The organism is Fluviicola chungangensis (assembly GCF_007558725.1).
Taxonomy (GTDB): Bacteria; Bacteroidota; Bacteroidia; order Flavobacteriales_D; family Crocinitomicaceae; genus Fluviicola; species Fluviicola chungangensis.
This window is the reverse complement of record NZ_VLPL01000007.1, coordinates 57,731-82,004: the sequence shown is the minus strand read 5'-3', so window position 1 is coordinate 82,004 and position 24,274 is coordinate 57,731. Positions and strand designations below refer to the sequence as shown.

General features: G+C 41.5%; 24 protein-coding genes. 14 read left to right on the top strand and 10 right to left on the bottom strand.

Going from position 1 to position 24,274, the window contains the following annotated elements:
• Positions 1 to 70 precede the first annotated feature (70 nt).
• The 7 genes from FO442_RS13935 to FO442_RS13905 all read left to right on the top strand — a co-directional run bounded on the left by FO442_RS13935 (position 71) and on the right by FO442_RS13905 (position 6,143).
• Entirely contained in the window at positions 71 to 508 is a 438-nt protein-coding gene (locus FO442_RS13935; protein ID WP_144333820.1) for a cytochrome B, read from the top strand.
• Positions 499 to 846, top strand: coding sequence for a c-type cytochrome (locus FO442_RS13930; protein ID WP_186280131.1), 348 nt, complete (start codon positions 499 to 501; stop codon positions 844 to 846). The genes FO442_RS13935 and FO442_RS13930 overlap by 10 nt, the downstream gene beginning before the upstream one ends.
• Positions 847 to 849: 3 nt before the next feature.
• Complete coding sequence (gene hflX, locus FO442_RS13925) at positions 850 to 2,031, top strand: GTPase HflX (RefSeq protein WP_144333818.1); 1,182 nt, start codon at positions 850 to 852, stop codon at positions 2,029 to 2,031.
• Between the two features lie 97 nt (positions 2,032 to 2,128).
• Positions 2,129 to 4,330, top strand: a complete 2,202-nt coding sequence (locus FO442_RS13920; RefSeq protein WP_186280129.1) for a tetratricopeptide repeat protein — start codon at positions 2,129 to 2,131, stop codon at positions 4,328 to 4,330.
• 3 nt (positions 4,331 to 4,333) lie between these two features.
• Positions 4,334 to 4,960, top strand: coding sequence for a carotenoid biosynthesis protein (locus FO442_RS13915; protein WP_144333816.1), 627 nt, complete (start codon positions 4,334 to 4,336; stop codon positions 4,958 to 4,960).
• Positions 4,957 to 5,442: a sterol desaturase family protein gene (locus FO442_RS13910; RefSeq protein ID WP_144333815.1), complete on the top strand. Its 486-nt coding sequence runs from the start codon at positions 4,957 to 4,959 to the stop codon at positions 5,440 to 5,442. The genes FO442_RS13915 and FO442_RS13910 overlap by 4 nt, the downstream gene beginning before the upstream one ends.
• Positions 5,439 to 6,143 carry a lycopene cyclase domain-containing protein gene (locus tag FO442_RS13905; RefSeq protein WP_144333814.1) on the top strand — a complete coding sequence of 235 codons (705 nt, stop codon included), beginning with the start codon at positions 5,439 to 5,441 and terminating at the stop codon, positions 6,141 to 6,143. Before FO442_RS13910 ends, FO442_RS13905 begins: the two co-directional genes overlap by 4 nt.
• A gap of 2 nt (positions 6,144 to 6,145) precedes the next feature.
• On the opposite strand, the gene FO442_RS13900 is transcribed toward FO442_RS13905, so the two are convergent.
• The 5 genes from FO442_RS13900 to FO442_RS13880 all read right to left on the bottom strand — a co-directional run bounded on the left by FO442_RS13900 (position 6,146) and on the right by FO442_RS13880 (position 13,141).
• Positions 6,146 to 7,114, bottom strand: a complete 969-nt coding sequence (locus FO442_RS13900) for a polyprenyl synthetase family protein (RefSeq protein ID WP_144333813.1) — start codon at positions 7,112 to 7,114, stop codon at positions 6,146 to 6,148.
• The gene (rfbA, locus tag FO442_RS13895) at positions 7,114 to 7,977 is read right to left on the bottom strand and encodes a glucose-1-phosphate thymidylyltransferase RfbA (protein WP_144333812.1); all 864 of its coding nucleotides are present in this window, start codon (positions 7,975 to 7,977) and stop codon (positions 7,114 to 7,116) included. The genes FO442_RS13900 and rfbA overlap by 1 nt, the downstream gene beginning before the upstream one ends.
• A gap of 3 nt (positions 7,978 to 7,980) precedes the next feature.
• Entirely contained in the window at positions 7,981 to 10,668 is a 2,688-nt protein-coding gene (locus FO442_RS13890) for an efflux RND transporter permease subunit (protein WP_144333811.1), read from the bottom strand.
• A 156-nt stretch (positions 10,669 to 10,824) separates the two neighbouring features.
• On the bottom strand, positions 10,825 to 12,855 hold the full coding sequence (locus FO442_RS13885; protein WP_144333810.1) for a S9 family peptidase: 2,031 nt from the start codon (positions 12,853 to 12,855) through the stop codon (positions 10,825 to 10,827).
• A gap of 79 nt (positions 12,856 to 12,934) precedes the next feature.
• Positions 12,935 to 13,141, bottom strand: coding sequence for a hypothetical protein (locus FO442_RS13880; RefSeq protein ID WP_144333809.1), 207 nt, complete (start codon positions 13,139 to 13,141; stop codon positions 12,935 to 12,937).
• A 123-nt stretch (positions 13,142 to 13,264) separates the two neighbouring features.
• Between FO442_RS13880 and FO442_RS13875 the strand changes: the two genes are divergently transcribed.
• From FO442_RS13875 to FO442_RS13865, 3 genes are read left to right on the top strand one after another with little or no spacing between them, the layout of a single operon-like run.
• Positions 13,265 to 14,053, top strand: a complete 789-nt coding sequence (locus tag FO442_RS13875) for a hypothetical protein (RefSeq protein WP_144333808.1) — start codon at positions 13,265 to 13,267, stop codon at positions 14,051 to 14,053.
• Between the two features lie 55 nt (positions 14,054 to 14,108).
• Positions 14,109 to 14,810, top strand: coding sequence for a hypothetical protein (locus tag FO442_RS13870; RefSeq protein ID WP_144333807.1), 702 nt, complete (start codon positions 14,109 to 14,111; stop codon positions 14,808 to 14,810).
• A gap of 1 nt (position 14,811) precedes the next feature.
• The gene (locus FO442_RS13865) at positions 14,812 to 15,510 is read left to right on the top strand and encodes a hypothetical protein (RefSeq protein WP_144333806.1); all 699 of its coding nucleotides are present in this window, start codon (positions 14,812 to 14,814) and stop codon (positions 15,508 to 15,510) included.
• 214 nt (positions 15,511 to 15,724) lie between these two features.
• Here FO442_RS13865 and glmS read toward each other — a convergent pair whose 3' ends face one another.
• Genes glmS through FO442_RS13850 form a run of 3 tightly spaced genes read right to left on the bottom strand, consistent with a single transcriptional unit; the run spans position 15,725 to position 19,760 of the window.
• A complete protein-coding gene (gene glmS / locus FO442_RS13860) occupies positions 15,725 to 17,569 on the bottom strand; it encodes a glutamine--fructose-6-phosphate transaminase (isomerizing) (RefSeq protein WP_144333805.1) in 1,845 nt (614 codons plus the stop codon).
• A 2-nt stretch (positions 17,570 to 17,571) separates the two neighbouring features.
• Entirely contained in the window at positions 17,572 to 18,933 is a 1,362-nt protein-coding gene (locus tag FO442_RS13855; RefSeq protein WP_144333804.1) for a DUF4270 family protein, read from the bottom strand.
• A complete protein-coding gene (locus FO442_RS13850; RefSeq protein ID WP_144333803.1) occupies positions 18,930 to 19,760 on the bottom strand; it encodes a glycogen/starch synthase in 831 nt (276 codons plus the stop codon). The genes FO442_RS13855 and FO442_RS13850 overlap by 4 nt, the downstream gene beginning before the upstream one ends.
• A gap of 115 nt (positions 19,761 to 19,875) precedes the next feature.
• Here FO442_RS13850 and panC point away from each other — a divergent pair, with 115 nt between their 5' ends.
• The 4 genes from panC (at position 19,876) to rfaE2 (ending at position 22,710) form a co-directional block, all read left to right on the top strand.
• A complete protein-coding gene (panC, locus tag FO442_RS13845; RefSeq protein ID WP_144333802.1) occupies positions 19,876 to 20,715 on the top strand; it encodes a pantoate--beta-alanine ligase in 840 nt (279 codons plus the stop codon).
• A gap of 132 nt (positions 20,716 to 20,847) precedes the next feature.
• Entirely contained in the window at positions 20,848 to 21,198 is a 351-nt protein-coding gene (gene panD / locus FO442_RS13840; RefSeq protein ID WP_144333801.1) for an aspartate 1-decarboxylase, read from the top strand.
• The gene (locus FO442_RS13835) at positions 21,198 to 22,223 is read left to right on the top strand and encodes a lysylphosphatidylglycerol synthase transmembrane domain-containing protein (RefSeq protein WP_144333800.1); all 1,026 of its coding nucleotides are present in this window, start codon (positions 21,198 to 21,200) and stop codon (positions 22,221 to 22,223) included. The genes panD and FO442_RS13835 overlap by 1 nt, the downstream gene beginning before the upstream one ends.
• Complete coding sequence (gene rfaE2 / locus FO442_RS13830) at positions 22,195 to 22,710, top strand: D-glycero-beta-D-manno-heptose 1-phosphate adenylyltransferase (protein ID WP_144333799.1); 516 nt, start codon at positions 22,195 to 22,197, stop codon at positions 22,708 to 22,710. The genes FO442_RS13835 and rfaE2 overlap by 29 nt, the downstream gene beginning before the upstream one ends.
• Positions 22,711 to 22,781: 71 nt before the next feature.
• Here the strand turns inward: rfaE2 and FO442_RS13825 are convergent, their stop codons facing one another.
• Both FO442_RS13825 and FO442_RS13820 read right to left on the bottom strand, forming a co-directional pair.
• Positions 22,782 to 23,261, bottom strand: coding sequence for a hypothetical protein (locus tag FO442_RS13825; protein WP_144333798.1), 480 nt, complete (start codon positions 23,259 to 23,261; stop codon positions 22,782 to 22,784).
• Positions 23,245 to 24,234, bottom strand: a complete 990-nt coding sequence (locus FO442_RS13820; RefSeq protein ID WP_144333797.1) for a hypothetical protein — start codon at positions 24,232 to 24,234, stop codon at positions 23,245 to 23,247. The genes FO442_RS13825 and FO442_RS13820 overlap by 17 nt, the downstream gene beginning before the upstream one ends.
• Between the last annotated feature and the right edge of the window lie 40 nt (positions 24,235 to 24,274).

Sequence of the window (24,274 nt, the reverse complement as noted above, 5' to 3'; positions counted from 1 at the left end):
GGGAAATAAGTGATTCAGTTCGACCAATGAGGTCATTTTTTCGGTAATTTTGCCAAAAAAGAAACATATTATGGGAGCATTGATACATGTACATTCGGGATTACGCTGGTTGGCACTGGCATTGTTGTTTTTCGCAATCGTAAACGCTATTCTGAAATTGAAAAGTGGTAAATACGAGAAAAGCGATAAAATGCTGAACTTGTTTGCAATGGTGCTATTACACATCCAAATTTTGATAGGAACGGTTCTTTCCTTCTTAACCGGAAAGATTTCTTATGCGGAAGGATGGATGAAAAACCCCCAGTACCGTTTCTTCGGGTTGGAACACATCCTGTTGATGGTAATTGCCGTTACGTTGATCACTATTGGTAGAAAGAAAGCGGAAAGAGCGATTGATCCGGCTAAAAAACACAAAACCATTTTGATTTGGTATGTGATTGTATTGGTAATCATTTTCCTTGCGATTCCATGGCCGTTCAGAACAGCATTGGGAGGATCATGGTTCTAAAAACGCGTATCGGAATACTTCTTTCCGTTTGTTTGCTGAGTACAGCTTGCGGTGAAACGGAAAAACCGGAAAAAATCAGTGAACCTGTTTCAAATGAACCGATCTCCCTGGAAGACGCACGGGCGGTGTATACGCTGAATTGTGCTTCTTGCCACGGACCCGATGGAACGCTGAAGGCCTCCAATGCAAAGGATTTGTCCATCAGTACCCTGGATGAAAAAGCCATTGAAAAAATGATCCGGAAAGGAAACGATAAGGGGATGATGCCTTATGAAGACATGCTGAGTACACCGGAAATAAAAGGATTGGTAAAATTCGTCCAAAATTTACGAAAATAAGAAATGAGTGAAGGTCACGTTTTAGTCGATGCAGTTGAAGAAACTTGCGTTCTTGTTGGAATTATTACCTCTGCGGTGACGGATGAACAGGCTCAAGAGTACCTCGACGAATTGGAATTTCTTGCAGAAACTGCCGGAGCAACTGCTGTCAAACGATTCACGCAAAAACTTCCGATGGCAAACCCGCGTACTTTTGTGGGAACGGGGAAACTGGAGGAGATCAAAGCATACATCCAAGAAAATGGAATTGAGCTGGTTATTTTTGATGACGAGCTTTCTCCTTCCCAACTGCGGAATATTGAGAAGGAACTCGAATGTAAGATCCTGGACCGGAATATCCTGATTCTGGATATTTTTGCTTCCAGGGCACGAACTTCCCATGCGAAAACGCAGGTTGAACTGGCCCAGATGCAATACATGCTTCCGCGACTGAAACGCCTGTGGACTCACCTTGAACGTCAGAAAGGAGGGATCGGGTTGCGTGGTCCGGGGGAGTCCCAGATCGAAACCGACCGACGGATTATTCAAACGCGTATAGCGCTCTTGAAAGAAAAATTAAAAGAGATCGACAAGCAAATGAGTGTTCAGCGAAGTAATCGCGGACAATTGGTGCGTGTTGCTTTGGTTGGTTATACCAACGTAGGCAAAAGTACCCTGATGAACTTGTTGAGTAAATCAGAGGTGTTTGCCGAAAATAAGTTGTTTGCAACCCTGGATACCACTGTCCGGAAAGTAGTGATCGAAAACCTGCCTTTTTTACTTACGGATACCGTCGGATTCATTCGTAAATTACCTCATCAACTGGTGGAATCGTTTAAATCTACTTTGGATGAGGTCCGCGAAGCAGACTTACTGATTCATGTCGTGGATATTTCTCATCCCAATTTCGAAGATCAGTTGCATATTGTGAATGAAACACTGGCCGAACTGGACAACAAAGACAAACCGATGATCCTGGTCTTCAATAAGATCGATGCATACCAGTATAACCCGGAGAACGAACACGGTGCAAACATGACCCTGGAAGAATTGAAAAAAACCTGGATGAATCGCTTACCGGCGACGAAATGTGTGTTTATTTCTGCAACCGACAAAGAAAATGTGGAAGAGTTGAAAGAAACGATGTACTCCGAGATCAAACGCATTTTCGCGATCCGGTATCCGTTCAATAATTTCTTGTATTAATGCAAAAGGTCTTTTAAGAATAGCACACTAAATTATTCCTGAGTAGCCTGTTTTTGAATTTTACATGCATCATTTTGAATTTTCAGTATCTTCGGGTATGCGAAATTGGATTTTAGGAATAACGCTATTTACCTGTTCACTGTCTTTCGGTCAAACGGAATACCTGGACAGTTTAAAGAATGCACTTCAAAAACCTGTTTCTTCCGATACCATGCGCGTATTCCAGTACAACGAAATTGCCTGGACCTACCTCGATTATTCGCTGGATTCCACCTATTTCTACCTTCAAAAAGCAATGGTTTTAGCACGGAAGAAAAATTATCCGAACGGAATCATGGATGCCAAAAATACGCTGGGAATCTATTACCGACTGAATTCAAGATATGCTGAGGCAATCAGCATCTATGAGGAACTTATTCGCTTAAGAAAGAAATACCACCAGGAAGAAAAACTCATCGGAGGATATTCCAACCTGGGTTCTGTTTATTATGAACAGCGAAATTTTGCCCTGGCTTTAAAAAATTACCAAAAAGCCAAAGAGCAGGCCCAAAAATTGAAAGATGATGAACGAACATTGGTTCTGTGTACAAATCTTGGAGTCACCTACAAAGCGATCGGATTGTATGATCAGGCAATTGCTGAGTTTGAGGACGGTCTGAAATTAAGTAAACGGATCAAAGGAGAAGAAGCATCTATTTATCTCAATTTGGGAACAGTTTATCATGACCGGCAAATGAATGCCCAATCGATCCGGTATTTTTTGATTGCAAAAAAAGAAGTGGAGAAATCGGGAGATTATCGGTTATTGGAAACCATTTTGTACAATTTGAGTCTGGATTATCGCCAAACAAAACAATTCGTCAAGGCAAAGCAAATGCTGGCTGAATTGAAAAAAGTGGCTCAGCGTCTCAACGAGGATGGAGTTTGGTTCACCTATTACAGATCACAGGCAAATTACCTCTTGGATATAAAAAAATACCCGGAAGCTCTTAAAATGGCCGAAATGGCTGAGAAATTGTCGAACCAGGAAGCTGATTTGCTCGATTATGCCGAAATACAATTAACCAAGGCAATCATTTATCAGCAAATGGGACAGTCCAAACTGGCGATTCAGCATGCAGAGACCGCATTGGATGCCTTTAAGGATACAGAAGATGCCAATGCACTGGTCCGGACATACAATACCCTGTCTGAGATTTGGAAAAAAGCCGGTAATTATCAACTGGCGCTGGAGTATTTCGAGAAAGCGAATTCACTGCAGGAAAAAACAGATCTGGAAGCAGTTACCAATCAAATTGCGACACTAAACTCTTTGAACGAACTGGAGCGGAAGGAACAGGACCTGGCACTGTTCAAACAAACCAACCAATTGATCAGAGCTGAAAACAACCGGAAAAGCAACCTCATTCTGGGATTGTTCCTGATCGGAGGATTGATCGTGATCTCTCTTGGAATCAGTTTTAAATCCAATCAGCAAAAGAAAAAGGCGAATGCATTGCTGAACAGGAAAAATGAAGAAATTGAAGATCAAAAATCACTTATCGAGGAGAAGCAGACTGAAATTCTGGATTCCATTCACTATGCCAAACGCATCCAGGAATCGCTGCTGGTTCAGCAAAAATTACTGAAGGGAGCACTTCCCGAGTCGTTTATTTTCTTTCAGCCGAAAGACATTGTTTCGGGAGATTTTTATTGGGCAACCAAGCGGGGCGGGAAGTTTTACCTGGCTATTTGTGACAGTACCGGGCATGGAGTTCCAGGAGCGTTTATGAGTGCATTGAATATTACTTTTTTGAGTGAAGCGATCAATCAGCTGGGAATAATGGAGCCGGGAAAAATCTTTGATCATGTTCGAAAACGGTTGGTCGAATCAATCTCACATGACGGAGCAAGGGATGGGATGGACGGAGTTTTATTTTGTTTTGATGAAACAACCCGGAAATTGGCTTATGCCGCTGCATACAACAACCCGGTTGTGGTACGCGCTGGTGAATTGATCAAGTTTCCGGCAGATAAAATGCCTGTTGGAAAAAGTGACCTGATGACCGAATTCCAGACTTACACGATTGACCTGCAAGCAGGAGATGAACTATTCGCCTATACCGACGGATATGCCGACCAGTTTGGGGGAGAGAAGGGAAAAAAACTGAAGCTGACCAATCTGCATGCATACCTGCTGCGTATTTCCACTGAAAAAATAACCGAACAAAACGACCTGTTGAAAGAACACTTCCATACATGGAAAGGAGATCTGGCGCAGGTTGATGATGTATGTTTGTTCGGAGTTAAATTAACGTAGCGAATGAGTCCTTTAAAAAAGCAGAACCTGCTGTTAATCGTATTGATTATTTTTTATTCCGTCGGACTGATCGGATTACACACCGATTACCGAACCTACTTTTTGAATTTAACCCCGTTCAATTTGTTGCTTTCATTCGGATGTCTTTACCTGTCATTCAAAGATTATTCATTGAAAAAACACGTGGACATACTCCTGATTGCAGCGGTAGGTTATTCCCTGGAATGGATCGGTGTTCACACGTCGGTGCTTTTTGGCCATTATCACTACGGCAGTGTGTTGGGGTATCAATGGGATGGAATTCCGTTGACCATTGCCTTAAATTGGGTCTTGCTGACTTTTACCTCCACTGCAATTGTCTACAAATGGAAATTGCCATTGGTATTGAAAGCATTGATTGCCGGAGCATTGATGACAGGGCTGGATTGGATTCTCGAACCGGTTGCAATCCGTTCCGGGTTTTGGTTTTGGGAAACTAATGAAATACCTTTGTATAACTATGTTTGCTGGATGAGCTTCTCATCGGTCTTTGCTTTTTGGGTATTGAACCGGAAAACAGTAGAAACAAATAAAGTTACTGTTGGATTATTTGTGATCTTAGTAATATTTTTTGCAATTTTAAACAGATGATTCCAACTTGGGTCGGCATATTGATTTTTATAGTGACATTTTTCCTGACTGAATTTGCTGCGTGGTCTGCGCATAAATTCGCGATGCATGGTTTTATGTGGTATTTCCACAAGGACCATCACCAGGGTGAACCCGGTTTTTTTGAGCGGAATGATGTCTTTTTCCTCATTTTTGCAGTTCCAAGCTGGCTTGGAATTATGCTGGGACTAATGTACAAGCAATACGCTTTTGTCTGGATGGGATTTGGGATCATGGCTTACGGATTTACTTATTTTTTAATTCACGACGTATTTATTCACCGCCGTTTCAAATGGATCCGTGAAATCAATACGCCTTATTTCTTAGCGATCAGGCGAGCACACAAAATGCACCACAAGCATTTGAATAAGGAAGACGGAGAATGTTTCGGTCTGTTGATTGTCCCGTTTAAATATTACATGGAAGCAAGAAAGAGCTACCAACAAAATAAGACGGGTAAATGAGTCTATATTTTTGGATCATTTCAGGGACGATCGTGTTTCCGTTTTTATTGAGTTTCGATAAGAAAATCCATTTTTATACCCATTGGAAGACCATTTTTTCTGCCATATTTCTGGTAGGAATGTTTTTTTTGCTGTGGGACAATTATTTCACCGAGCACAAAATCTGGGGGTTCAACCCGAAATATATCCGGGGAATTTACCTATTTCGTTTACCAATAGAAGAAGTTCTGTTTTTTTTGGTCGTCCCATATGCCTGTATGTTTGTTTATGAGGTCATTCGGGGTTATTTTCCGGATTTGAAACTGGATCTCTTAGGCAGGGCTTTTGCCTTCGCTATGGTCCTTTCTGGTTTGCTTCTGACTATTTTCTATATCCGGAATTGGTATACATTAACTGCATGTTCGCTTTCGAGCTTATTGATCATTGGGATTCACTTCCGTGCGAAAGCAAAGTGGTTTAATTATTTTGCGCTGACATTCCTGGTCTGCCTGGTCCCTTTTTTGATTGTAAATGGAATTTTGACCGGTTTCTTTACGGATGAACCCATTGTTTGGTATTCAGAAAATCACATCGTAGGAATTCGCATCGGAACCATTCCTTTGGAGGATATTTACTACAACTTAAGCATGCTGCTTCCGATCGTTTTGATCCATGAAGTGTTGAAACAGTATCGTGTGAAAAAACTGATTGAAAAATTGTGAGATCAGAGAACGCGGGTGATCAGAAAATTAGCCAGTTCCCGAAGCGCTTCAACATGCAGTCCTTTTTCTTCCAGTTTTTCCAGGTTCTGCATCGCCCGGAAGTAGTACCCATCCATCGTGTCGAGTGTTGCCTTTTTTGCACCGGTTTCTTCAAACAGTTTTTTAGCCTGCTCAATTTTGTCGGCGGTTGCTCCCATTTGGGTCAAAACCAGGAACCGCTCGTCCGAATGGAGTTCGGATAGTTCTTTTGCCTTCAGGAAAAGCAAGGTTTTTTTATTGGAAAGGATGTCTCCGCCGACTTGTTTACCGAATAATTCCGGATCTCCATACAAATCGAGGATATCGTCCTGAATCTGAAAAGCGATTCCCAATGAAACTCCGAATTCATACAAATGTTTTCGGATAGCTTCGTCCTGATTTCCTAAGATTGCGCCTAGCTCCAACGCACATCCCAGCAGAACGGAAGTCTTTAAACGGATCATTTCAATGTATTCCGCTTCTGAAACTGTGTCCAGTTTTTCGAAATCCATATCCATCTGCTGTCCCTGGCAAACTTCGATTGCCGTTTCGTTGAATCGTTTCAATAAAAGCGGAAGCCGGTTATCGGAATAACGGATCAGCTGCCGGTAAGCTTCCACAAAGAGCACATCACCTGAAAGAATAGCAACTTCAGGGCTCCATTTGGTGTGTACGGTTGCTTTTCCCCTGCGAACCGGAGCTCCGTCCATAATGTCGTCGTGGATCAGTGAAAAATTGTGAAATAGCTCAACACACAAAGCTGCATGAATACTTTCTTCCTTCGGAACATTGAAAATTTCACCGCTCATCAATGTCAGGATCGGCCGCATGCGTTTTCCTCCCAAGGAAAGGAAATAGCGTGGCGGATCAAATAAACTTTTTGGTCCGTCGGCAAGTTCCAGGCTTGAGATTTGATTTTTTACGTAAGCCGCGTATGGGGCAAGGCCATTCATTATTTTTTCAGTAACTGCAACAAATAAGAACCGTAACCGCTTTTTACAAGAGGTTGAGCAATTTCCTTTAATTGATTGGCGGAGATGAATCCGTTTCTGTAGGCAATTTCTTCAATGCATCCTACTTTCAAACCTTGTCGCTCTTCAATGACCTGGACAAATTGTCCTGCTTGCATTAGAGAAGGGAAGGTACCGGTATCCAGCCAGGCAGTTCCTCTGCTCAAAACGGCGACTTTCAATTTTCCACGTTTCAGGTATTCGGCATTTACATCGGTAATTTCATATTCTCCGCGGGCAGATGGTTTTAAGTTCTTTGCAATTTCAATGACATCATTGTCGTAGAAGTACAAGCCCGGAACGGCGTAGTTTGATTTCGGCTTTGCCGGTTTTTCTTCAATGGAAAGCACATTCATTACCTCATCAAATTCCACAACGCCATAACGTTCGGGATCGCTTACATGATAGGCGTACACGACACCTCCGTTCGGATTCGCATTTTCCTTCAGCAATTCATCCATTCCTACTCCGTAGAAAATATTGTCACCCAGGATTAAAGCGACGGAATCGTTTCCGATAAATGACTCACCGATGACAAAGGCCTGAGCCAGTCCGTTCGGTTCTGCTTGTTCGGCATAGGAGAAAGAGCAGCCGAGCTGGCTTCCGTCACCCAGTAATTTTTTAAACTGTGGAAGATCGTGTGGTGTGGAAATAATCAGGATTTCACGAATTCCCGCTGTCATCAGAATCGACAAAGGATAGTAAATCATGGGTTTGTCGTAGATAGGCATTAGCTGCTTACTGATTGCTAATGTCAATGGATGAAGCCGTGTTCCTGAGCCTCCCGCAAGAATGATTCCTTTCATTACCTAAACTTCTTTTGTTTCGTTTGAGTCGTCTTTTTTATTGTCAGAAGCCGGTTTTTCGGAGTCTGAGTCTTCTGATGTTTCTATTTCCAATAAATCCCAGCTCACATCAGAATCTTCATCGTAAATTTCAAACAAAGGTTCTTCAAACGATTTGGTCGTCAGTCTGCGTTCGTAACTTAAAAGCAAACAAGGCAGCAGGATCAGGTTGGTGAAAAGGGCCACAAAATAAGTAATTGCAGATAGGTAACCCAAAGCCTGAGTACCTCCGAAATCGGAGAATACGAATACGATGAATCCGAAGAAGAGGATCACGGAAGTATAGATAATACTCAGACCTGTTTCACGGATGGAGATCGCAATGCATTCTTTGAGATCCCATTTTTTCGTTTTTAATTCGTGGCGGTAATGGGCCAGGAAGTGAATGGTGTTATCGACTGTAATCCCCAAAGCAATGGAGAAGATCAATAGGGTAGATGGTTTCAACGGAATTCCGAATATTCCCATAATTCCAGCCGTAATCGCCATCGGAATTAAGTTCGGGATCATGGAAACAATAACCATCCGGAATGAATAGAACAGGATACTCATCAATGCAGCAATCGAAATAACGGCAAAAACGATACTCGATGTCAGGTTGCTGACCAGGTATTTGGTACCCTCGGATGCCACTACGGATGTTCCGGTCAATGTCACATCATAATATTCTTTATTGATCGCTTCACGCAGTGTTTTTTTGAATGTCGGTTTTCCGAAATAATTTCTTACCAATTCGGGGTCGGAATCGAAAGCATACTGTTTTTTGTCGTCGCCATTTGACAGCAAAGCGGTCAGGTTGTTGTAAACTCCACTCGACAGATCAAAAATGGAATCGATGTAATCCTTCTTACCCTTTTCAAATTTGGAATAATATTTCTCCAGCAAAGGTTTATCCGGATTCATAATGCTGTCAATGCGGTGTTCGATCAGATGAACCTGGTCTTCTACCTCATAGGATCCCAAATCTTTCATGGAAGTCCGGATGCGGAGAATGTGATTGGTTGTATCGACCAATTCTTTGATGGATAAAGTTGAATTATTGGTGGTTGTAGACAGATTTTTCAGGTAACTGTTCAAACGCAACTTATCCTTGGTTGCGAATATTTTGTATTGTGCAGGATTGTTGTTGTAATAAGCCATGTTGACAACCTTCACGAAATCGACAATGGAAAGACTTTTGGCAAACAGGGTGTCCTCAGCAAGCATTTCCTGAATTTGTTCTACGCTCTTCATGGTATTCTTCCCGAACAGACGTCCTTTTTCCTTGTAGTCAATCAGCACTTCAAAAGGTACCGCTCCGCCAAAATTCGCTTCCATGAACTGGATATCTTTGAGGATGGGATCCCGTGCCGGCAAGTCTCCGGTAATATTCCCGGTCACTTTTATAAAGAAAATCCCGATGCCGGTTCCAACAGTCAATAGAATGGTAATGAGATAAACGGCTCTCCGCTTGTGTGCTGTAATGTATACCAGTTTCTCAAGGAATTTCACTGCCGCTTTGCGATCAAGATGCTTTAGGTGACGTGTTTTTGGTTGCTTGGAAAAGGATGCAAAAATTGGGATCAGGCAAAGAGAGACCACGTAACACAACATGATGTTCACCGATGAAATAACACCGAATTCGAAGAACTTGGAGGAATTCGTCAAGAGGAAAGTCATGAAACCGATCGCTGTGGTCACATTGGTTAACCACATGGCTGTTCCTGTTTTACGGATTACCTGCGTTAAGGCTTTGATTTTATTCCCGTGTTGTTTGAATTCGTAATGGTATTTATTGAAAAGGTAAATACAATTCGGGATCCCGATAACGATCATTAACGGAGGGATGAGGGCCATCATGATGGAAATGTTGTAATTGAACAATCCAATCGTTCCCATTGCCCAGATCACGGTAATTGCAACTACCAGGAGACTGATAAGTGTTACACGGATCGAACGGAAGAAGAAGTACATGATCCCAAAAGAAATCAGCATGGAAAGCACCACAAAAATGTACATTTCACCCATTACCCGTTTCCCGATTAATACACGCATATGCGGTAATCCGGCGAAGTGGATCTGATTGAACTGCTTTTCGTAGGATTTTGCGAGGTTTTCAATTTCGATCACAACCTTTTGTTTCTCTTTGTCGATCAGGAAATTCTCATCCAGGGTAACCATCATCAAACTTACATTGGTCGAATCGTTATACATGACGCCATTGTAAATTGGGTTTCTGCGAATTTCACTTTTGATCTGCTCGATGGACTTTTCTTTGAAAGAGACGTCCGAGAAAATAGGTTTAATCGTAAATTGGCTATTTGCCGTATCGTTGATCAGGTTGAAGAGCTTTGCTTCTGAAATAACGGAAATAACACCATCAATCTGAAGAATGGAATCTCCGAGATTTTTCCAAAGCATGAATTTTTCTTTGGTATAGAGATCTTTATCCTGGATTGCAATAATCAGCGCAGATCCGTCCTCCCCGAACATTTTTTTGAACTTCAAGTAAGTGATTTGAGTCGGACTATCTTTCGGAAGCATGTTTCCATACTTATTATCGATCTTTAGGCTTGTAAGCGCATAATAACCGAATAAAACGGTCAATAGGGCCATGATCGCCAGTATAATAAAACGATTTCTCAGGATGATATTGGCTATTCTATTCCACATATCTCTTTAGCTTTTATTTTTAATCAGACCATGTTAGAGGGCCTGTTCTTGTTACTTTTTTATTACTCCGCACAACCCGTTTTATCTCAAGGAGTGCTTCATTCTAAACTGCATTAATCCGCCGCCGCGAATTTTTATCGGAAACAACGATTGCTCTTACTTCAAATAAGTATTTAACCAGTCAAAAAACTCCCTGTTCCACAGGATGCTGTTTTGTGGTTTGGTAACCCAATGCCCTTCATCCGGGAAATAAAGGAATTTACTTGGAATTCCTTTTAATTGCAGTACCTGGAATGCTTGCATTCCTTCTGATTCCGGTACGCGGAAATCTTTCCCGCCATGAATGACCAGCATCGGAGTATTCCATTTGTCGACCAATTTATGCGGGCTGTTTTTTGCATATAATTCCTTGTTCTCCGGTAACCAATACGGTCCGCCGATATCCCAGTTTGCAAAGAACAATTCTTCTGTTGTGCCGTACCAGCTTTCAAGGTTGAATAAACCGCAATGAGAAATAAAGGCTTTGAACCGGTTCTCGTGTATTCCTGCCAGGTAATAAACGGAGTAACCACCATAACTTGCTCCGACGGCTCCCAGTTTGTCTTTGTTAATTGATGATATTTGTGCTACACAGCTGTCGGTTGCGGTCAAATAATCACGCATGGCTTGTCCGCCCCAGTCTTTCGAAATGGCATCGTTCCATTCCTGGCCGAATCCAGGTAATCCTCTTCTGTTGGGAGCAATAATGATATACCCCTGAGAAGCCATTAAACGGAAATTCCAGCGGTAAGAAAAGAATTGGGAAACAGGACTTTGAGGTCCACCCTGGCAATAGAGCAATGCCGGATATTTTTTTGCGGGATCGTAATTTGGAGGATAGATAACCCATGTAAGCATTTTTTTTCCATCCGTTGTAGTAATCCATTTTTCCTGGACAGTCGGTTCGGCAATTCCTTTTAATTCTTCTTTATTTGCCTGTGTCAATTGTTCATTTAAGCCGGTTTTGGGAGTAAAGATCCAGATATCGGTCGGATGGATCATATCCTGTCTTTCCAACAGGATACGGTCTTTCATCACACTGAAACTCACGTAATCACAGCGATCGGAAGTCAGTTGCTGGATCTTTCCCGATTTAACGTCGATGGAATACAATTGTTTCGTGGCCTTTGTCGTTGCTGTAAAATAAATGACCTCTTTGGAAGGATGCCATGCAAATTCATTCACACTGATATCCATACTTGCCGTCAGATCCTTTTCTTGTCTGCTTTCCAGGTCCATGATACGGATCCGGTTTTTATCCGCTTCAAAACCGTCTTTTTCCATGCTTAACCAAGCAAGGGTTTTTCCCGTGAAGTTGATGGCGGGATTTGTATCGTACCCTTTATGTGCTGAAGACAGGACCGTTGTAATCTTATCGGATGTCCGGTACGCATAAATCTCAGAGTTTGTAGACTGCGCAAATGTTTTCCCGGACATTTTCTTGGTGGAGTAAAAAATGGTTTGTCCGTCTTTGCTGAAACAAACACTTTCTATTCCGCCGAAAGGACCTGTAACAGAAGGGAAGTTTTCGTTCTCCATCACATCGGCTTTTTTGGTGAATCCGCCATCTGTGGATGATTCGTACCAATACAAATGAGGCACTTCAGCCGTTGACCACTGATTCCAGTGCCGATACATTAAATCTGTTTCAATTCTTCCGGAAGTCTGGGGAAGATCCGGATAGATGTCTTTAACGGTTTGCTTTATTTTTAATGGTTCCAGAGTTGCAAATCGCTTTCCGTCAGGACTTAAGGTAATTCCTTCGACTTGAGTTGTCCCGAAATGGTGAAGTATTTTTACTTCCTTATTGGACGGATTTAAACTTTTTAGCCGGATTTCCGAACCTTCAGATTGAAGAAATACCAATTGATTTTCTGCATTCCAGATGAAATTCCAGGCACCATTCAGATCTAAAACACTTGTTTTTCCGGTCTTCAATTCAACCAAAAAAGTGCTTGTTTTTCCTTTGTTGACAGTGTAATCCGTTTTCGTACTCTGATAGATCATCCATTCTTCATTCGATGAACCGGTCGTTCCTGAAATTCGATTGAGAGACCACATTTTTTCAGGAGTAAATTCTTGCGCCTTTGCCTGAAATAGTACAAGAGCGCCCGCAATCAGCGCCAGGAAAATAGAATTTTTACCCATTAGCTTTTTTTCAAGTTGCTCAAAAATACCTAAAAAAGTCAATTTGGGGACTATAAAAAAGCAGGAAATACGGGATTAACTAGGATTTAACCTTTGCTTTCTTCCTGCGCGAACTGTTTTGTATGTATACATAGCTAAATACAAACAGTGTGACCATTCCGGTAAAAATAAAGGTATTGGAAAGAATCTCCGGCAACGAATATGAACGCGAACTGGAGTAGAAAAGCGAATTAATGGCTGCCAGCAGGATAATTAGTGTTCTTTGAAATCGTTTTATTCGAATCATTGACCTACTTGTTTTGAACTAATTTAAACAAAAAACAAATGAATGCCTAAGGAAGTTAATAAATAAACAAAATAGAAGTGAACTTTTGGAGTTATTTACTGTACTGTCAAAAAAAAATCGGCTATGAAAACTAAAACGGTTCAATACACCATCCAGGATCCATGCGACAAAAGCTGGAAAGCCATGACGCCGGAAGCAAACGGTCGTTTTTGCGGAGCCTGTGAAAAATCGGTGGTTGATTTTACAAGGATGTCAGACTTTTTGATCGTTTCTTACCTCGAAAATCATAAACAGGAGAAAGTTTGCGGAAGATTTACCAAGCCTCAGCTGGACCGTGTTTATCAGTTGAATCAACCGGTTTTTGCACCAAGTTTTGACTTGCGGGCATTTGTACTCGGTTTGGCATTGACTACTTTTTCTGCTGTTCATGGCTTTTCAAAGACAGACCCCCGGGAACTCGTTAAAACGGATACCTTAGCAATTGTTCCACCGGTGGTGGTAGGAACGGTGGCTCACGTGCATTTTGATCATGAAAAAGAGAAAAAGGCCAGTGGAAGTATTCAGAATGCGCTTTCGGATTTTAAGGAAATCAATGTGGTATTGAAAACGTCTGAAGGAAAGATCCTGAAAGAGATTCATCCGGATGCGAAAGGGAAATTTGAATTTGATCTGGATTGGAAATTGAAACCGGCTTTCATCGAAATTTCGGGGATCGGTTATGAAACACAGGAAATGTATTTTTGTTATATGCGTTCATTGAGCAACGTCGAGATTACGTTACTTGATGAGGTACAACTATTCCTTGGCGAAGTTATCCAGGGAGATGTGAAGGCAACGGAGGATTCTTCGGAGGACCCGATCCTGCAAACGATCGAAATGGGAAATGTTGGTTTTCAAAAAGGTGAAGAATAAAGAACGGTCTATTGAACCATTTTTATTCCGGGTTGTAAACTATTAAAACGAAGCCATGAAACCGAAGAAAGTAAACTATCAGATCGAAGAGCCTTGTCATGCGGACTGGGATCAGATGAAACCCGAAGCGCAGGGCCGTTTCTGCAGTTCATGCAGTAAAACAGTAGTTGATTTTAGTGCAATGTCTGATTTTTCTATTGTAAACTACCTGGAGAATAATAAACATCAATCTGTTTGCGGCCGTTTTGCTGAGGATCAATTGGATAAAACATATTTACTTCCAAAACAAAATCATTCACCTTTTCAGTTTGATTTGAAAGCAGTTGCTTTGGGATTGGCTTTGAGTACATTTTCTGCCATTCCTTCTCAGGCACAAACTTCCACATTGGTGGAGCAGCACGATTCCATTCAGGAACCAAGAGTGATGATCCAGGGAGCTGTTGCCATGTCTTATGATCACAGTAATGAAAAGTTTGTCAGCGGAAAGATCAAATTGGACGGAGGACATTCCGGAATTATCAAAATCACTCTGGTAGATGGAAGTTCGGTTGAATTGTTATCCGTTACAGCATCGAAGAACAACACGTTTAAAATTCCTTTGGATTGGTCAAAGAACCCGGCGTCTATTCGGATCAGTGCTCCGGGATATGGCTCTGAAACAATTTATTTCAGCAATCACCAGGCATTGGGGAATTTGACTGTTACCTTGCACGAACGCCCAATGATTAAAGGTAAAGTGGTTCGCCAAACTAACTGATATGAAAACAAAAACAGTCAAATATACCATCGAAGAGCCTTGTCATGAAGACTGGTCCCGGATGAAACCTGAAGTAAGTGGAAGATTTTGTGAATCCTGCAGCAAAACGGTAGTGGATTTCAGTTCCATGTCGGATTTTTCCATTGTCAGTTACCTTGAGGGGAAAAAGGGTGAGCCGGTTTGCGGCAGATTTCACCCGGACCAAATGAATAGAACATACTTACTTACAAAACCTCATCATGGACTTTCATTTGATCTGAAAGCCGTTGCATTCGGTTTGGCCTTAAGTACTTTTTCTGCAATTCATGCGGATGCACAAGTAACGCCGATTGATACGACGCAGGTCATTTACCGGGAGCCGCTAGATGGACTGGTCTTGGCCATTGAATATTACGATCACTCGGATGAGCAATTTACCGACGGGACGATCCTGGTAGATGGAAAAGGTTATAAGCTTGTTTCCATTCAATTACTCGACGATGGTGGTAAGGAGATTGCGAAAGTAACACCCAATGAAAATGGGAAATTTAATTTTCCGCTTAATTGGGTGAAAAATCCTGCTTCTTTGTATATCAGCGGCGAGGGTTTAATCCCATCCACGATTTTATTTCACGAGAAAAAGTCGATCCGGAATATGAAAATTACGCTTTACCGGAAAGAAGTAATGTTAAAAGGAGATATCCAATACGAATATAAATAAGCTCTACCAACAACCTCAAATATGAAAAGAGAAAGGATTATTCGCGTATGGCGGATGATCCTTTTTACGTGGAATTTTAGAATTCGTGAATTCGCTAAATTGCGAATAGGTTTGTTGTTAACTTATTTGTTTTTAAGCCAAAATATTTTGTACTGAATAACAAAAAAGGCTGCAATCTCATGATTAGCAGCCTTTCATTTTATCTCTCATTTGATTACTCTACAGTAACCGACTTGGCTAAGTTTCGTGGCTGATCTACGTTGCAATTTCTCATCACTGCAATGTGGTAACTCAATAACTGGAACGGAATCGTTGCCAAGATCGGAACCAGGTGTTCGTCCGTATCCGGGATCTCGATTACATGATCCGCCATTTCTTTTACATCCGTATCACCTTCCGTAACAATGGCAATAATTTTTCCTTTACGTGCTTTTACTTCCTGGATGTTACTGACTACTTTTTCGTAAGACGTTCCTTTGGTTGCGATCACAAACACCGGCATTTCTTCATCGATCAATGCGATCGGGCCGTGTTTCATTTCTGCAGCCGGGTAACCTTCCGCATGGATGTAAGAGATTTCTTTCAATTTCAAAGCACCTTCCAGTGCAACCGGGAATGAACTTCCCCTTCCCAGATAAAGCGCATTGTTGGCATCTTTATAAATCCTGGAAATCTCTTCGATCTCTGCATTGCGTTCCAATACCCGTTTTACTTTTTCCGGAATAACTTCGAGCTCCGAAAGCATGGTTCTGAACTTGGATTCGCTCAATGTACCTTTTTTATGGGCAAGGGAAAGCGCCATCAAAGTTAAAACCGTTACTTGTGCTGTAAATGCTTTGGTAGAGGCCACACCGATTTCCGGTCCTGCGTGTGTGTAGGAGCCGGCATCCGTAATGCGCGAAATGGAAGATCCGACTACGTTACAGATTCCAAGAATAGTTGCTCCTTTGGACTTTGCCAGTTCAAGCGCTGCCAAGGTATCTGCTGTTTCACCGGATTGAGATACAGCGATCACAATATCATTTTCACCGATGATTGGATTGCGGTATCTGAATTCGGATGCGTATTCTACTTCCACATTGATCCGTGCAAGGTCTTCGAACAAATATTCTCCTACCAAACATGCGTGCCAGGAGGTTCCGCAGGCAACCATTACGATGCGTTGTGCATTGATCATTTTTTGTTCGTAGTCCTTTACTCCGCCCAAAGAAACCCATCCTTCGGCTGCATTTAAGCGTCCGCGGAAACAATCTTTGATGGAACGGGGCTGTTCATGGATCTCCTTCAGCATAAAATGTTCGTATCCGCCCTTTTCAAGGGTTTCCAATTGCATTTCCAATTCCTGAACATACGGAGTCTTTGGCTGATTGCGTAAATTTGTGATGTTTAATCCGTTTACCAGATCCACTACGGCAATTTCTTCGTCTTCCAAATACACTACCTGATTCGTGTATTCGATAATCGGTGTAGCGTCAGAAGCAAGGTAGAAATCATTTTCTTTACCGATCCCGACAACCAAAGGAGAACTTTTGCGGGCTGCGATCAGCTGGCTCGGGTTATCAGCTGAAATAACAACAATGGCATAGGCACCGATCACATTTTGCAACGCCATACGGACTGCTTCAGCCAGATCTACTTTTTCTTTCTTCTGAATATCATCGATCAGGTGTACCAATACTTCCGTATCGGTTTGACTTCTGAAATGATATCCGCGTACGATCAGCTCTTCCTTTAAGCTGTTATAGTTTTCAATGATCCCGTTATGGATCAATGCGATTTTTTCATCATTTGAAAAATGCGGATGCGCATTGATATCATTTGGTGCACCATGGGTAGCCCAACGTGTATGACCGATTCCTGCATGTCCTGCCAGGTTTTTGCCGGCTGCAAACTCCTCCAGGTTAGATACCTTTCCCTGACGTTTGTACAAATTCACTTTTCCTGAATCCAAAAGTGCAATTCCCGCACTGTCGTACCCACGATATTCTAAACGCTTTAATCCCTTAATTAAAATTGGATAAGCTTCTTTTTTTCCGATATATGCTACAATTCCACACATGTCTATTTGAATTCAGTGTATTTAATAACTAATTTGGGTTTTGTTTTGTAAGAAGATGCCGGACCGTTGAAAACAACACGGTCTGCGGTACAGTTAAAATAAGTAACCTGCGGGATTAAATAAATTCCGGAATTTTCTTTTTTTCCACTTACCAGTTCCTGGATATAATGTCTCAGATCGACGACATATGCTTTTTGATTATTATCGTATGTGGCGGTTACAACCGCTCCGTTATAACCGATCAGGGTGAAATCTTCCCCGTCCAGGTAAGCAAGTAAAAATGTTTGGGTCGGATAATAAACGTTACCGGTTTGGTACGCAATAGGCAAATAAAGCAAAGCGTTATTGATTACCGATTTACCCGGAACATTTTTTATCGTAGGGAGTTCAATTTTAGGAATAACATTGAATGACTGACTGTAAAATTGTGATTGTCCGTTTATTGGATTTGCAAGAACGTCTGCAATGTGGTATCCGGAATTGTCAATATCTACATGGTTGAAATCGCCGCAGGAAGAATTAATGATCAGGGCCACATTTCGTGATACGGAAGGCTCGGCAGCAAGCTTGTAGTAAATCGTCATTTTTGTCTGGGCGTTCCCTAGGTTGAAATATAAAACTGCTCCCTTCCCGTTTGAAGGGGTTGCATCTGCTACATTTATTTTCAATCCTTTAAAGTAACCTGAACTAAGAAAGGCTTCACTGCTTTCGAACGCAGGATTATCGGCAGCCATATCATCCAAAAATTGCTGACCCAAAGCGTTGCTGAGTTTTAATCTAAGTTGTGGATTTAGGGTGTCGGCATTCCCATCCCCGTCCGAGTCTGCAATAATCACTTTTCCATCAGTAACGGGTGTTTGCGTAGCGGATCCCGGGTCTACCAAATTGCTACCCATAGTTGCCTTTACGGTGTTTCTTTTATAAACAGAATCTTTGTGAAGTGCATCTGCAAGTTGGTACACTTCGAATGTTTGCGGATCCAGTTTACCGTAATAACCACCATAGTTCAGGCTTAGAACTACGGAATCAACAATCGGGGCTGTTCCCATAGAGATAGACCCTGCAATTGAAAATTGAGTGTAAATAGAAGCATTGACAATCCCGAATTTCGGATCGTGATATGCACCAAGAGTTCCGTAAACCTGGTTGTCAGTTGCAAGTGTATCAAAAAGAACAGAGGACGTTTTCAGTTGAAAAGTATCCACGCCACCTGCGGCTAACAAGTCGTCAACGTTCAGAGCTTCCGTTCCGAATTTGGAAGATGTTTTTTTACAGCTTGGTAAAACGGAAAGTGTTAAGACAAAACAAGCGGAAAGTAAAACACCTTTCCGCCAGTTATTATGTAGTTTTTTTAGATTCATCATTGTATCAAAATACCTTCTTCTATTACTTTATCAAAGAACTCTGATAATCCTTTGGTTAAGTGTTCTTCCGGTAAATAATTTAGTTTTAAACACGTTGCATCGTCGTAGACTTTTTGCAATTCAGGTTGAATTACTTCACTACTTTGGATAACTCCGTCAGAGAACGTCACAGCAGCTTTAGTTATTGCGTCCAGGGTAGGGGTTTTAACTAAATTTGTGACTTCTTCGTCAAATCCGTCAAATTTCAATTTTTCGTGGAAGCGCTCATCCCATGGAGATTCGAAACCTTCTTTATCATCGTAAATACTGTAAACTACTTTAGTATCTGCAAAATGCGGATCCTTGTTGTAGATTTTTTTGATGTATAAAGACATCAGGGAAGTCATCCATCCGTGACAATGAATCACGTCCGGTTTCCACCCTAATTTTTTAACTGTTTCCAAAACACCGCGGCAGAAGAACATACTTCTTTCGTCGTTGTCAGTGAAATCAGCTCCTTTATCATCTGTTACATTTGTTTTACGTTTGAAGAATTCATCGTTATCAATGAAATAAACCTGTAAACGTGCAGCCGGAATTGACGCGACCTTAATGATCAACGGATGATCATTGTCGTCAATAATGATATTCATTCCCGAGAGGCGGATTACTTCATGAAGCTGATGTCTTCTTTCGTTAATACTGCCAAAGCGAGGTGTGAAAACACGGATTTCTTTACCATTCTCCTGCGTTCCTTGCGGAAGCTTGCGAGCATTGTGAGAAATTTCTGTTTTTGCAAGAAATGGGTAAATTTCCTGAGAAACAAAGAGAATTCTTTTCTTTTCCATAGAATTCGATAGGGGAATTTTTGAATATTATACGTGCAAAATTAAGAAAAAAAGACGGAATCTTCAAGATATTAATATAGTTTTGCCTGCTTGTTTTGAACGAAAGGGTAGAAATGTGGAAATAATCAACACGGTTGAAGGGCTAAAACAAGCTCTAAATTCAGCTCGTAAAGAAGGTAAAAGCATTGGTTTTGTGCCAACTATGGGTGCTTTACATCAGGGGCATATGGACTTGGTAAGTCGCGCTGTTGCTGCATGTGACGTGGTTGTGGTAAGTGTTTTTGTGAATCCGACCCAGTTCAATAATCTCTCGGACCTTGAAAAATATCCCCGAACTCCGGAGGCCGATTCCGAGTTGTTGAAAAAATTCGGTTGCGACATCGCTTTTTTTCCTTCTGAAGCAGAAGTTTATCCCAAAAAACTGGTATCTCCCCGGGTAGATTTAGGCGGATTGGATACTGTAATGGAGGGGAAATTTCGTCCGGGGCATTTCAAAGGTGTCGTCCAAGTTGTTTCCCGCTTGTTCGAATTGGTCGAACCTCAAAAAGCATTTTTCGGATTGAAGGATTTTCAGCAGGTTGCCGTTATCAAGAAGATGGTGGAACAATTGAAACTCCCGATCGAAATAGTTCCCTGTGAGACTTTCAGAACAGATAAAGGGCTTGCCATGAGCAGCAGAAATAAGCGTCTGACAGAGGATCAAAAAGAAGAAGCGTTAATAATCTATAAAACCCTGATTCATGCAAAAACGGATTCGGGTAATTTTTCACCGGAAGAAACGGCTATTCGTGCAAAGGAATTTTTCATGCAGGGAACGCTTCAGTTGGAGTATTTGAATATAGTGGATCCGCTTACTTTGCAGGATTTGACTGATCACTGGGTTCCGGGAGCAACCATGTGTATTGCGTGTTTTTGCGGAGAAGTCAGGTTGATCGATAATATGATTCTGAATTGAAAATCGTGAAGTGAAAATTGAAAAGCTGATTTTCCTTGAGTAAACGGTGTTAACTTTTCATCCCGATAATTATCGGGACTTCATTTTACATTCTCAATTTTACATTAACTTTGCATTTCGATTTTTACAAACATGTTGATACAAGTAGTCAAATCAAAAATTCACCGCGTACGCGTAACTCAGGCAGAACTAAATTACGTCGGAAGCATTACTATCGATGAAGCATTGATGGATGCATCCAATTTGGTTGAAGGAGAACGTGTTCAGGTTGTCAATATAAATAATGGCGAGCGTTTGGAAACTTATGTTATAAAAGGCGACAGAGGAAGTGGTACCATTTGTTTAAATGGTCCGGCAGCAAGAAAAGTAGCTGTTGGAGACATGATCATCGTGATCGGTTATGGATATATGACTCCCGAAGAAGCCCGATCATTCAAACCGTCTTTGGTTTTTCCGAATGAATTGACTAATTTGATAGTCTGATGAAAAAAACAGCAGGTATTCTTCTAAAAACAGTTCTTCCACTGGCATTAGGCGTTTATCTGATCTGGTACTTTTTTCACTCAATGGAATCGGCTGTGAAAGATGCTTTCTACAAAGCACTTCGCGAAGCCAACTATTTTTGGGTTTTCCTATCCTTGTTGCTAAGTTTTTTTGCCTTGCTTTCACGTGCTTATCGCTGGAAGTATTTATTGGAGCCAATGGGATACAAGACTTCCCTTTGGAATCGCTACCATGCCATTATGATCGGGTACATTGTAAACCTGACGATTCCAAGGGCCGGTGAAGCTTCCAGGGCTGCTATGCTTTATCGTTCGGATGGAGTTCCTTTCTCCAAATCTTTCGGGACTATTCTGGCAGAACGCGTTTTTGACCTCATCTTGTTATTTTCCGTTGCGCTGATTGCTTCTATTGTCGGAGCGGGTGACTTTTGGAAAATAAAAGACCTCATCGAAGCGAAGTTTTCCGGAGACCCGGAATCTGCTTCCAACTTTCAATTGATCAAATGGATTGTTGCCGGAATTGTTTTAGCGGGTTTTTGCCTGGTGTTCTTTATGAGATCCATCCGTTTAAAGGTTATCGGTTTTATCAGAGGGTTGTTTGCAGGAGCGTTATCCGTCTTTAATACAAAGAATCCGGTCGGATTTATCGGTCACACACTATTTATCTGGATTCTTTACATTGTTTATTTTGGGATTTGCTTTTTTGCACTGGACGAAACATCAAAAGTTCCGCCAACCGGGATGTTATTGGCATTTTTAGCCGGCTCTTTGGGAATTACACTGACTAACGGTGGTATGGGAATTTTTCCGTTGGTAGTTGGACTGGTGATCGAATATTACCTCAAAGACCAATACGGTGTTCAGGCCAGAGGTTTGGGCTGGGCTTTGGGAATGATCATTTGGGCTTCCCAGACATTACTGATTATTCTTTTGGGAATATTGTCCCTTTTTCTCTTACCAAAAAACTATTCGAAAGATGGGGAAATTCGAGCAAATCAAGCATAAAGTAACTTCTCCGGAAGAAATGAAACATTGGATCCGGGAATGGAAACAATCCGGTGAAAAAGTAGTTTTTACCAATGGCTGTTTCGATATTTTACACGAAGGCCATGTCACTTACCTGGCAAAAGCGGCTGATTTCGGATCGAAATTAATCATCGCCATCAATACCGATGCTTCCGTGAAACGACAGGGCAAAGGGGAAGAACGCCCGATTAATCCGGAATCTTCCAGGGCATTGATCCTGGCAGCTTTGGCATTTGTTGACGGAGTGGTGTTTTTTGATGAAGATACACCGGTTTCCCTTATTGAATTCCTGGAACCGGATGTGCTGGTAAAAGGTGCTGATTACGATGCCGATGAGTCGGATCCTTCCAGTAAAAAGTACATCGTTGGAAGAGAGACGATCCTTGCAAAAGGCGGTGAAGTAAAAACTGTTGCCCTCGTTGAAGGATTCAGCACAACGAATATTGTGAAGAAGTTAAAAAGCTAACCGTTATAATGTCGTCTGAGTTTAGAATGACATCCGTATTGAGTTCCGCGATGGACTTTACTTTACCATGTCTAATGTTCTTCTTTTTCCAGGCTCTTCACATAAAACTTAATCCAAAAGATCAAAGACAATAACCCGATCACCATGGAAGGATAATAACTCCAGAACCGGAAACCGGAATAGAACTCCAGTTCGTCTTCGGAAATGGCAATCAGTTTTCGCAGGTGTTTGATCTCATAATCTTTCTTTGTGAGCAACTCGTATTTCAAATCGAATGATTCCACTTTTTTCATGAAACCGGCCGGATAGGAGACTGCTTTATCCGCCAGGTTATCTTCTATCCGTTTTAGCTTTTTCACCTCTTCAAAAAGTTTCCTGGAGTCATTGTTTATGATGTCCAGTTTGTAATTCAGTTCGCTTCTCCGAATTTCAAGCTCCCGGATCTTATCAGTCGGGTACACGATGTTGAACAGAATGGTTCCGATACACATGGTCAACAGGAATTTGAAGACGTTGTCTCCCGATGCTAAAAAACTACTTGCTGTTTCCATGGTCCTGATTTGTTAAACGGTTAAAAATCGAGTCGTTCTCCACTTCCAGGTTTTTCCGGATGTTTTGGATGGAATCCATGTATGGAATGTACTCTGTCGGAATGTTCTCGCGATTGATTTTCATGCTGATTTCTTCATTGGAACAACCGTTCAGAAACATAGAAACGATCAAACTGGTTACGATCAGAGATTTTCCAACGGGTAATTTGATATTGATGAATCCCGGAGAATTTAAACTCAGTTTCACAGTGGTCGTATCGATTTGTTCTCCGAAATTGAAATCGTTGTTTACTTTCGAGATAAGTCCCAGGTAATTGTCAAATAAATCCTTCAGGTCTTTCAAGCTGATTTCCGATTCTTTGTTGATTCTCAGGGATAAAAAACAATCACCGTCCTTGATGTACAATTCTTCCATGATGGAATCAATGAAATCGGCATATTTTTTAATGGAGACAATGGTGTGTGAATGTTTTAATAAGTAAAACAGGGAATTGTAATAAGGGTGTTGAATGGAAGTTTTCAGCCAGTTTACTTTTCGTCTTTTAAGAAATACACCGGTTGATGTCTCTTTTTCGGAAACAGTATAGATTTCGTCGTCTGCAATTTCACCGATACTGAAACGATCCGCTTCTTCAGAGGGAATGAGCACCACATCACCTTTCTTCAGGTTTTGAAAGGTAAATAGTTTGTTGATGGTTTTGGTTACCGACGATTTTTCTCCGGCTCCTAATTTATCGTAGGGAACTTTTCTGTATTTATAACTGTTGGTGATGATTGATTTTCGGAGATATTGCAGGTTTTCTTCCCGGATATCAGAAGCAGAAATGAAATTCCAATTAATTCCGATGTATCCATTTTGAACAAAATCGGTATAATGCTCTCCTCCGTCGGTACGAACATACCAGTATTCTTTTTGACTGTTTATTTCCGCCACTTGATCGAAAATAGTAGTCGTAATATTGAGCTTGTGCATGTGGTGGTTGGGAATAGGTTAATAATTGTAATGACTGATT

Excerpts from the sequence above, each read along its gene's own strand:
- FO442_RS13935 (WP_144333820.1), top strand. The coding sequence starts at position 71 with ATGGGAGCATTGATACATGTACATTCGGGATTACGCTGGTTGGCACTG.
- FO442_RS13930 (WP_186280131.1), top strand. The coding sequence starts at position 499 with ATGGTTCTAAAAACGCGTATCGGAATACTTCTTTCCGTTTGTTTGCTG.
- hflX (WP_144333818.1), top strand. The coding sequence starts at position 850 with ATGAGTGAAGGTCACGTTTTAGTCGATGCAGTTGAAGAAACTTGCGTT.
- FO442_RS13920 (WP_186280129.1), top strand. The coding sequence starts at position 2,129 with ATGCGAAATTGGATTTTAGGAATAACGCTATTTACCTGTTCACTGTCT.
- FO442_RS13915 (WP_144333816.1), top strand. The coding sequence starts at position 4,334 with ATGAGTCCTTTAAAAAAGCAGAACCTGCTGTTAATCGTATTGATTATT.
- FO442_RS13910 (WP_144333815.1), top strand. The coding sequence starts at position 4,957 with ATGATTCCAACTTGGGTCGGCATATTGATTTTTATAGTGACATTTTTC.
- FO442_RS13905 (WP_144333814.1), top strand. The coding sequence starts at position 5,439 with ATGAGTCTATATTTTTGGATCATTTCAGGGACGATCGTGTTTCCGTTT.
- FO442_RS13900 (WP_144333813.1), bottom strand. The coding sequence starts at position 7,114 with ATGAATGGCCTTGCCCCATACGCGGCTTACGTAAAAAATCAAATCTCA.
- rfbA (WP_144333812.1), bottom strand. The coding sequence starts at position 7,977 with ATGAAAGGAATCATTCTTGCGGGAGGCTCAGGAACACGGCTTCATCCA.
- FO442_RS13890 (WP_144333811.1), bottom strand. The coding sequence starts at position 10,668 with ATGTGGAATAGAATAGCCAATATCATCCTGAGAAATCGTTTTATTATA.
- FO442_RS13885 (WP_144333810.1), bottom strand. The coding sequence starts at position 12,855 with ATGGGTAAAAATTCTATTTTCCTGGCGCTGATTGCGGGCGCTCTTGTA.
- FO442_RS13880 (WP_144333809.1), bottom strand. The coding sequence starts at position 13,141 with ATGATTCGAATAAAACGATTTCAAAGAACACTAATTATCCTGCTGGCA.
- FO442_RS13875 (WP_144333808.1), top strand. The coding sequence starts at position 13,265 with ATGAAAACTAAAACGGTTCAATACACCATCCAGGATCCATGCGACAAA.
- FO442_RS13870 (WP_144333807.1), top strand. The coding sequence starts at position 14,109 with ATGAAACCGAAGAAAGTAAACTATCAGATCGAAGAGCCTTGTCATGCG.
- FO442_RS13865 (WP_144333806.1), top strand. The coding sequence starts at position 14,812 with ATGAAAACAAAAACAGTCAAATATACCATCGAAGAGCCTTGTCATGAA.
- glmS (WP_144333805.1), bottom strand. The coding sequence starts at position 17,569 with ATGTGTGGAATTGTAGCATATATCGGAAAAAAAGAAGCTTATCCAATT.
- FO442_RS13855 (WP_144333804.1), bottom strand. The coding sequence starts at position 18,933 with ATGATGAATCTAAAAAAACTACATAATAACTGGCGGAAAGGTGTTTTA.
- FO442_RS13850 (WP_144333803.1), bottom strand. The coding sequence starts at position 19,760 with ATGGAAAAGAAAAGAATTCTCTTTGTTTCTCAGGAAATTTACCCATTT.
- panD (WP_144333801.1), top strand. The coding sequence starts at position 20,848 with ATGTTGATACAAGTAGTCAAATCAAAAATTCACCGCGTACGCGTAACT.
- FO442_RS13835 (WP_144333800.1), top strand. The coding sequence starts at position 21,198 with ATGAAAAAAACAGCAGGTATTCTTCTAAAAACAGTTCTTCCACTGGCA.
- rfaE2 (WP_144333799.1), top strand. The coding sequence starts at position 22,195 with ATGGGGAAATTCGAGCAAATCAAGCATAAAGTAACTTCTCCGGAAGAA.
- FO442_RS13825 (WP_144333798.1), bottom strand. The coding sequence starts at position 23,261 with ATGGAAACAGCAAGTAGTTTTTTAGCATCGGGAGACAACGTCTTCAAA.
- FO442_RS13820 (WP_144333797.1), bottom strand. The coding sequence starts at position 24,234 with ATGCACAAGCTCAATATTACGACTACTATTTTCGATCAAGTGGCGGAA.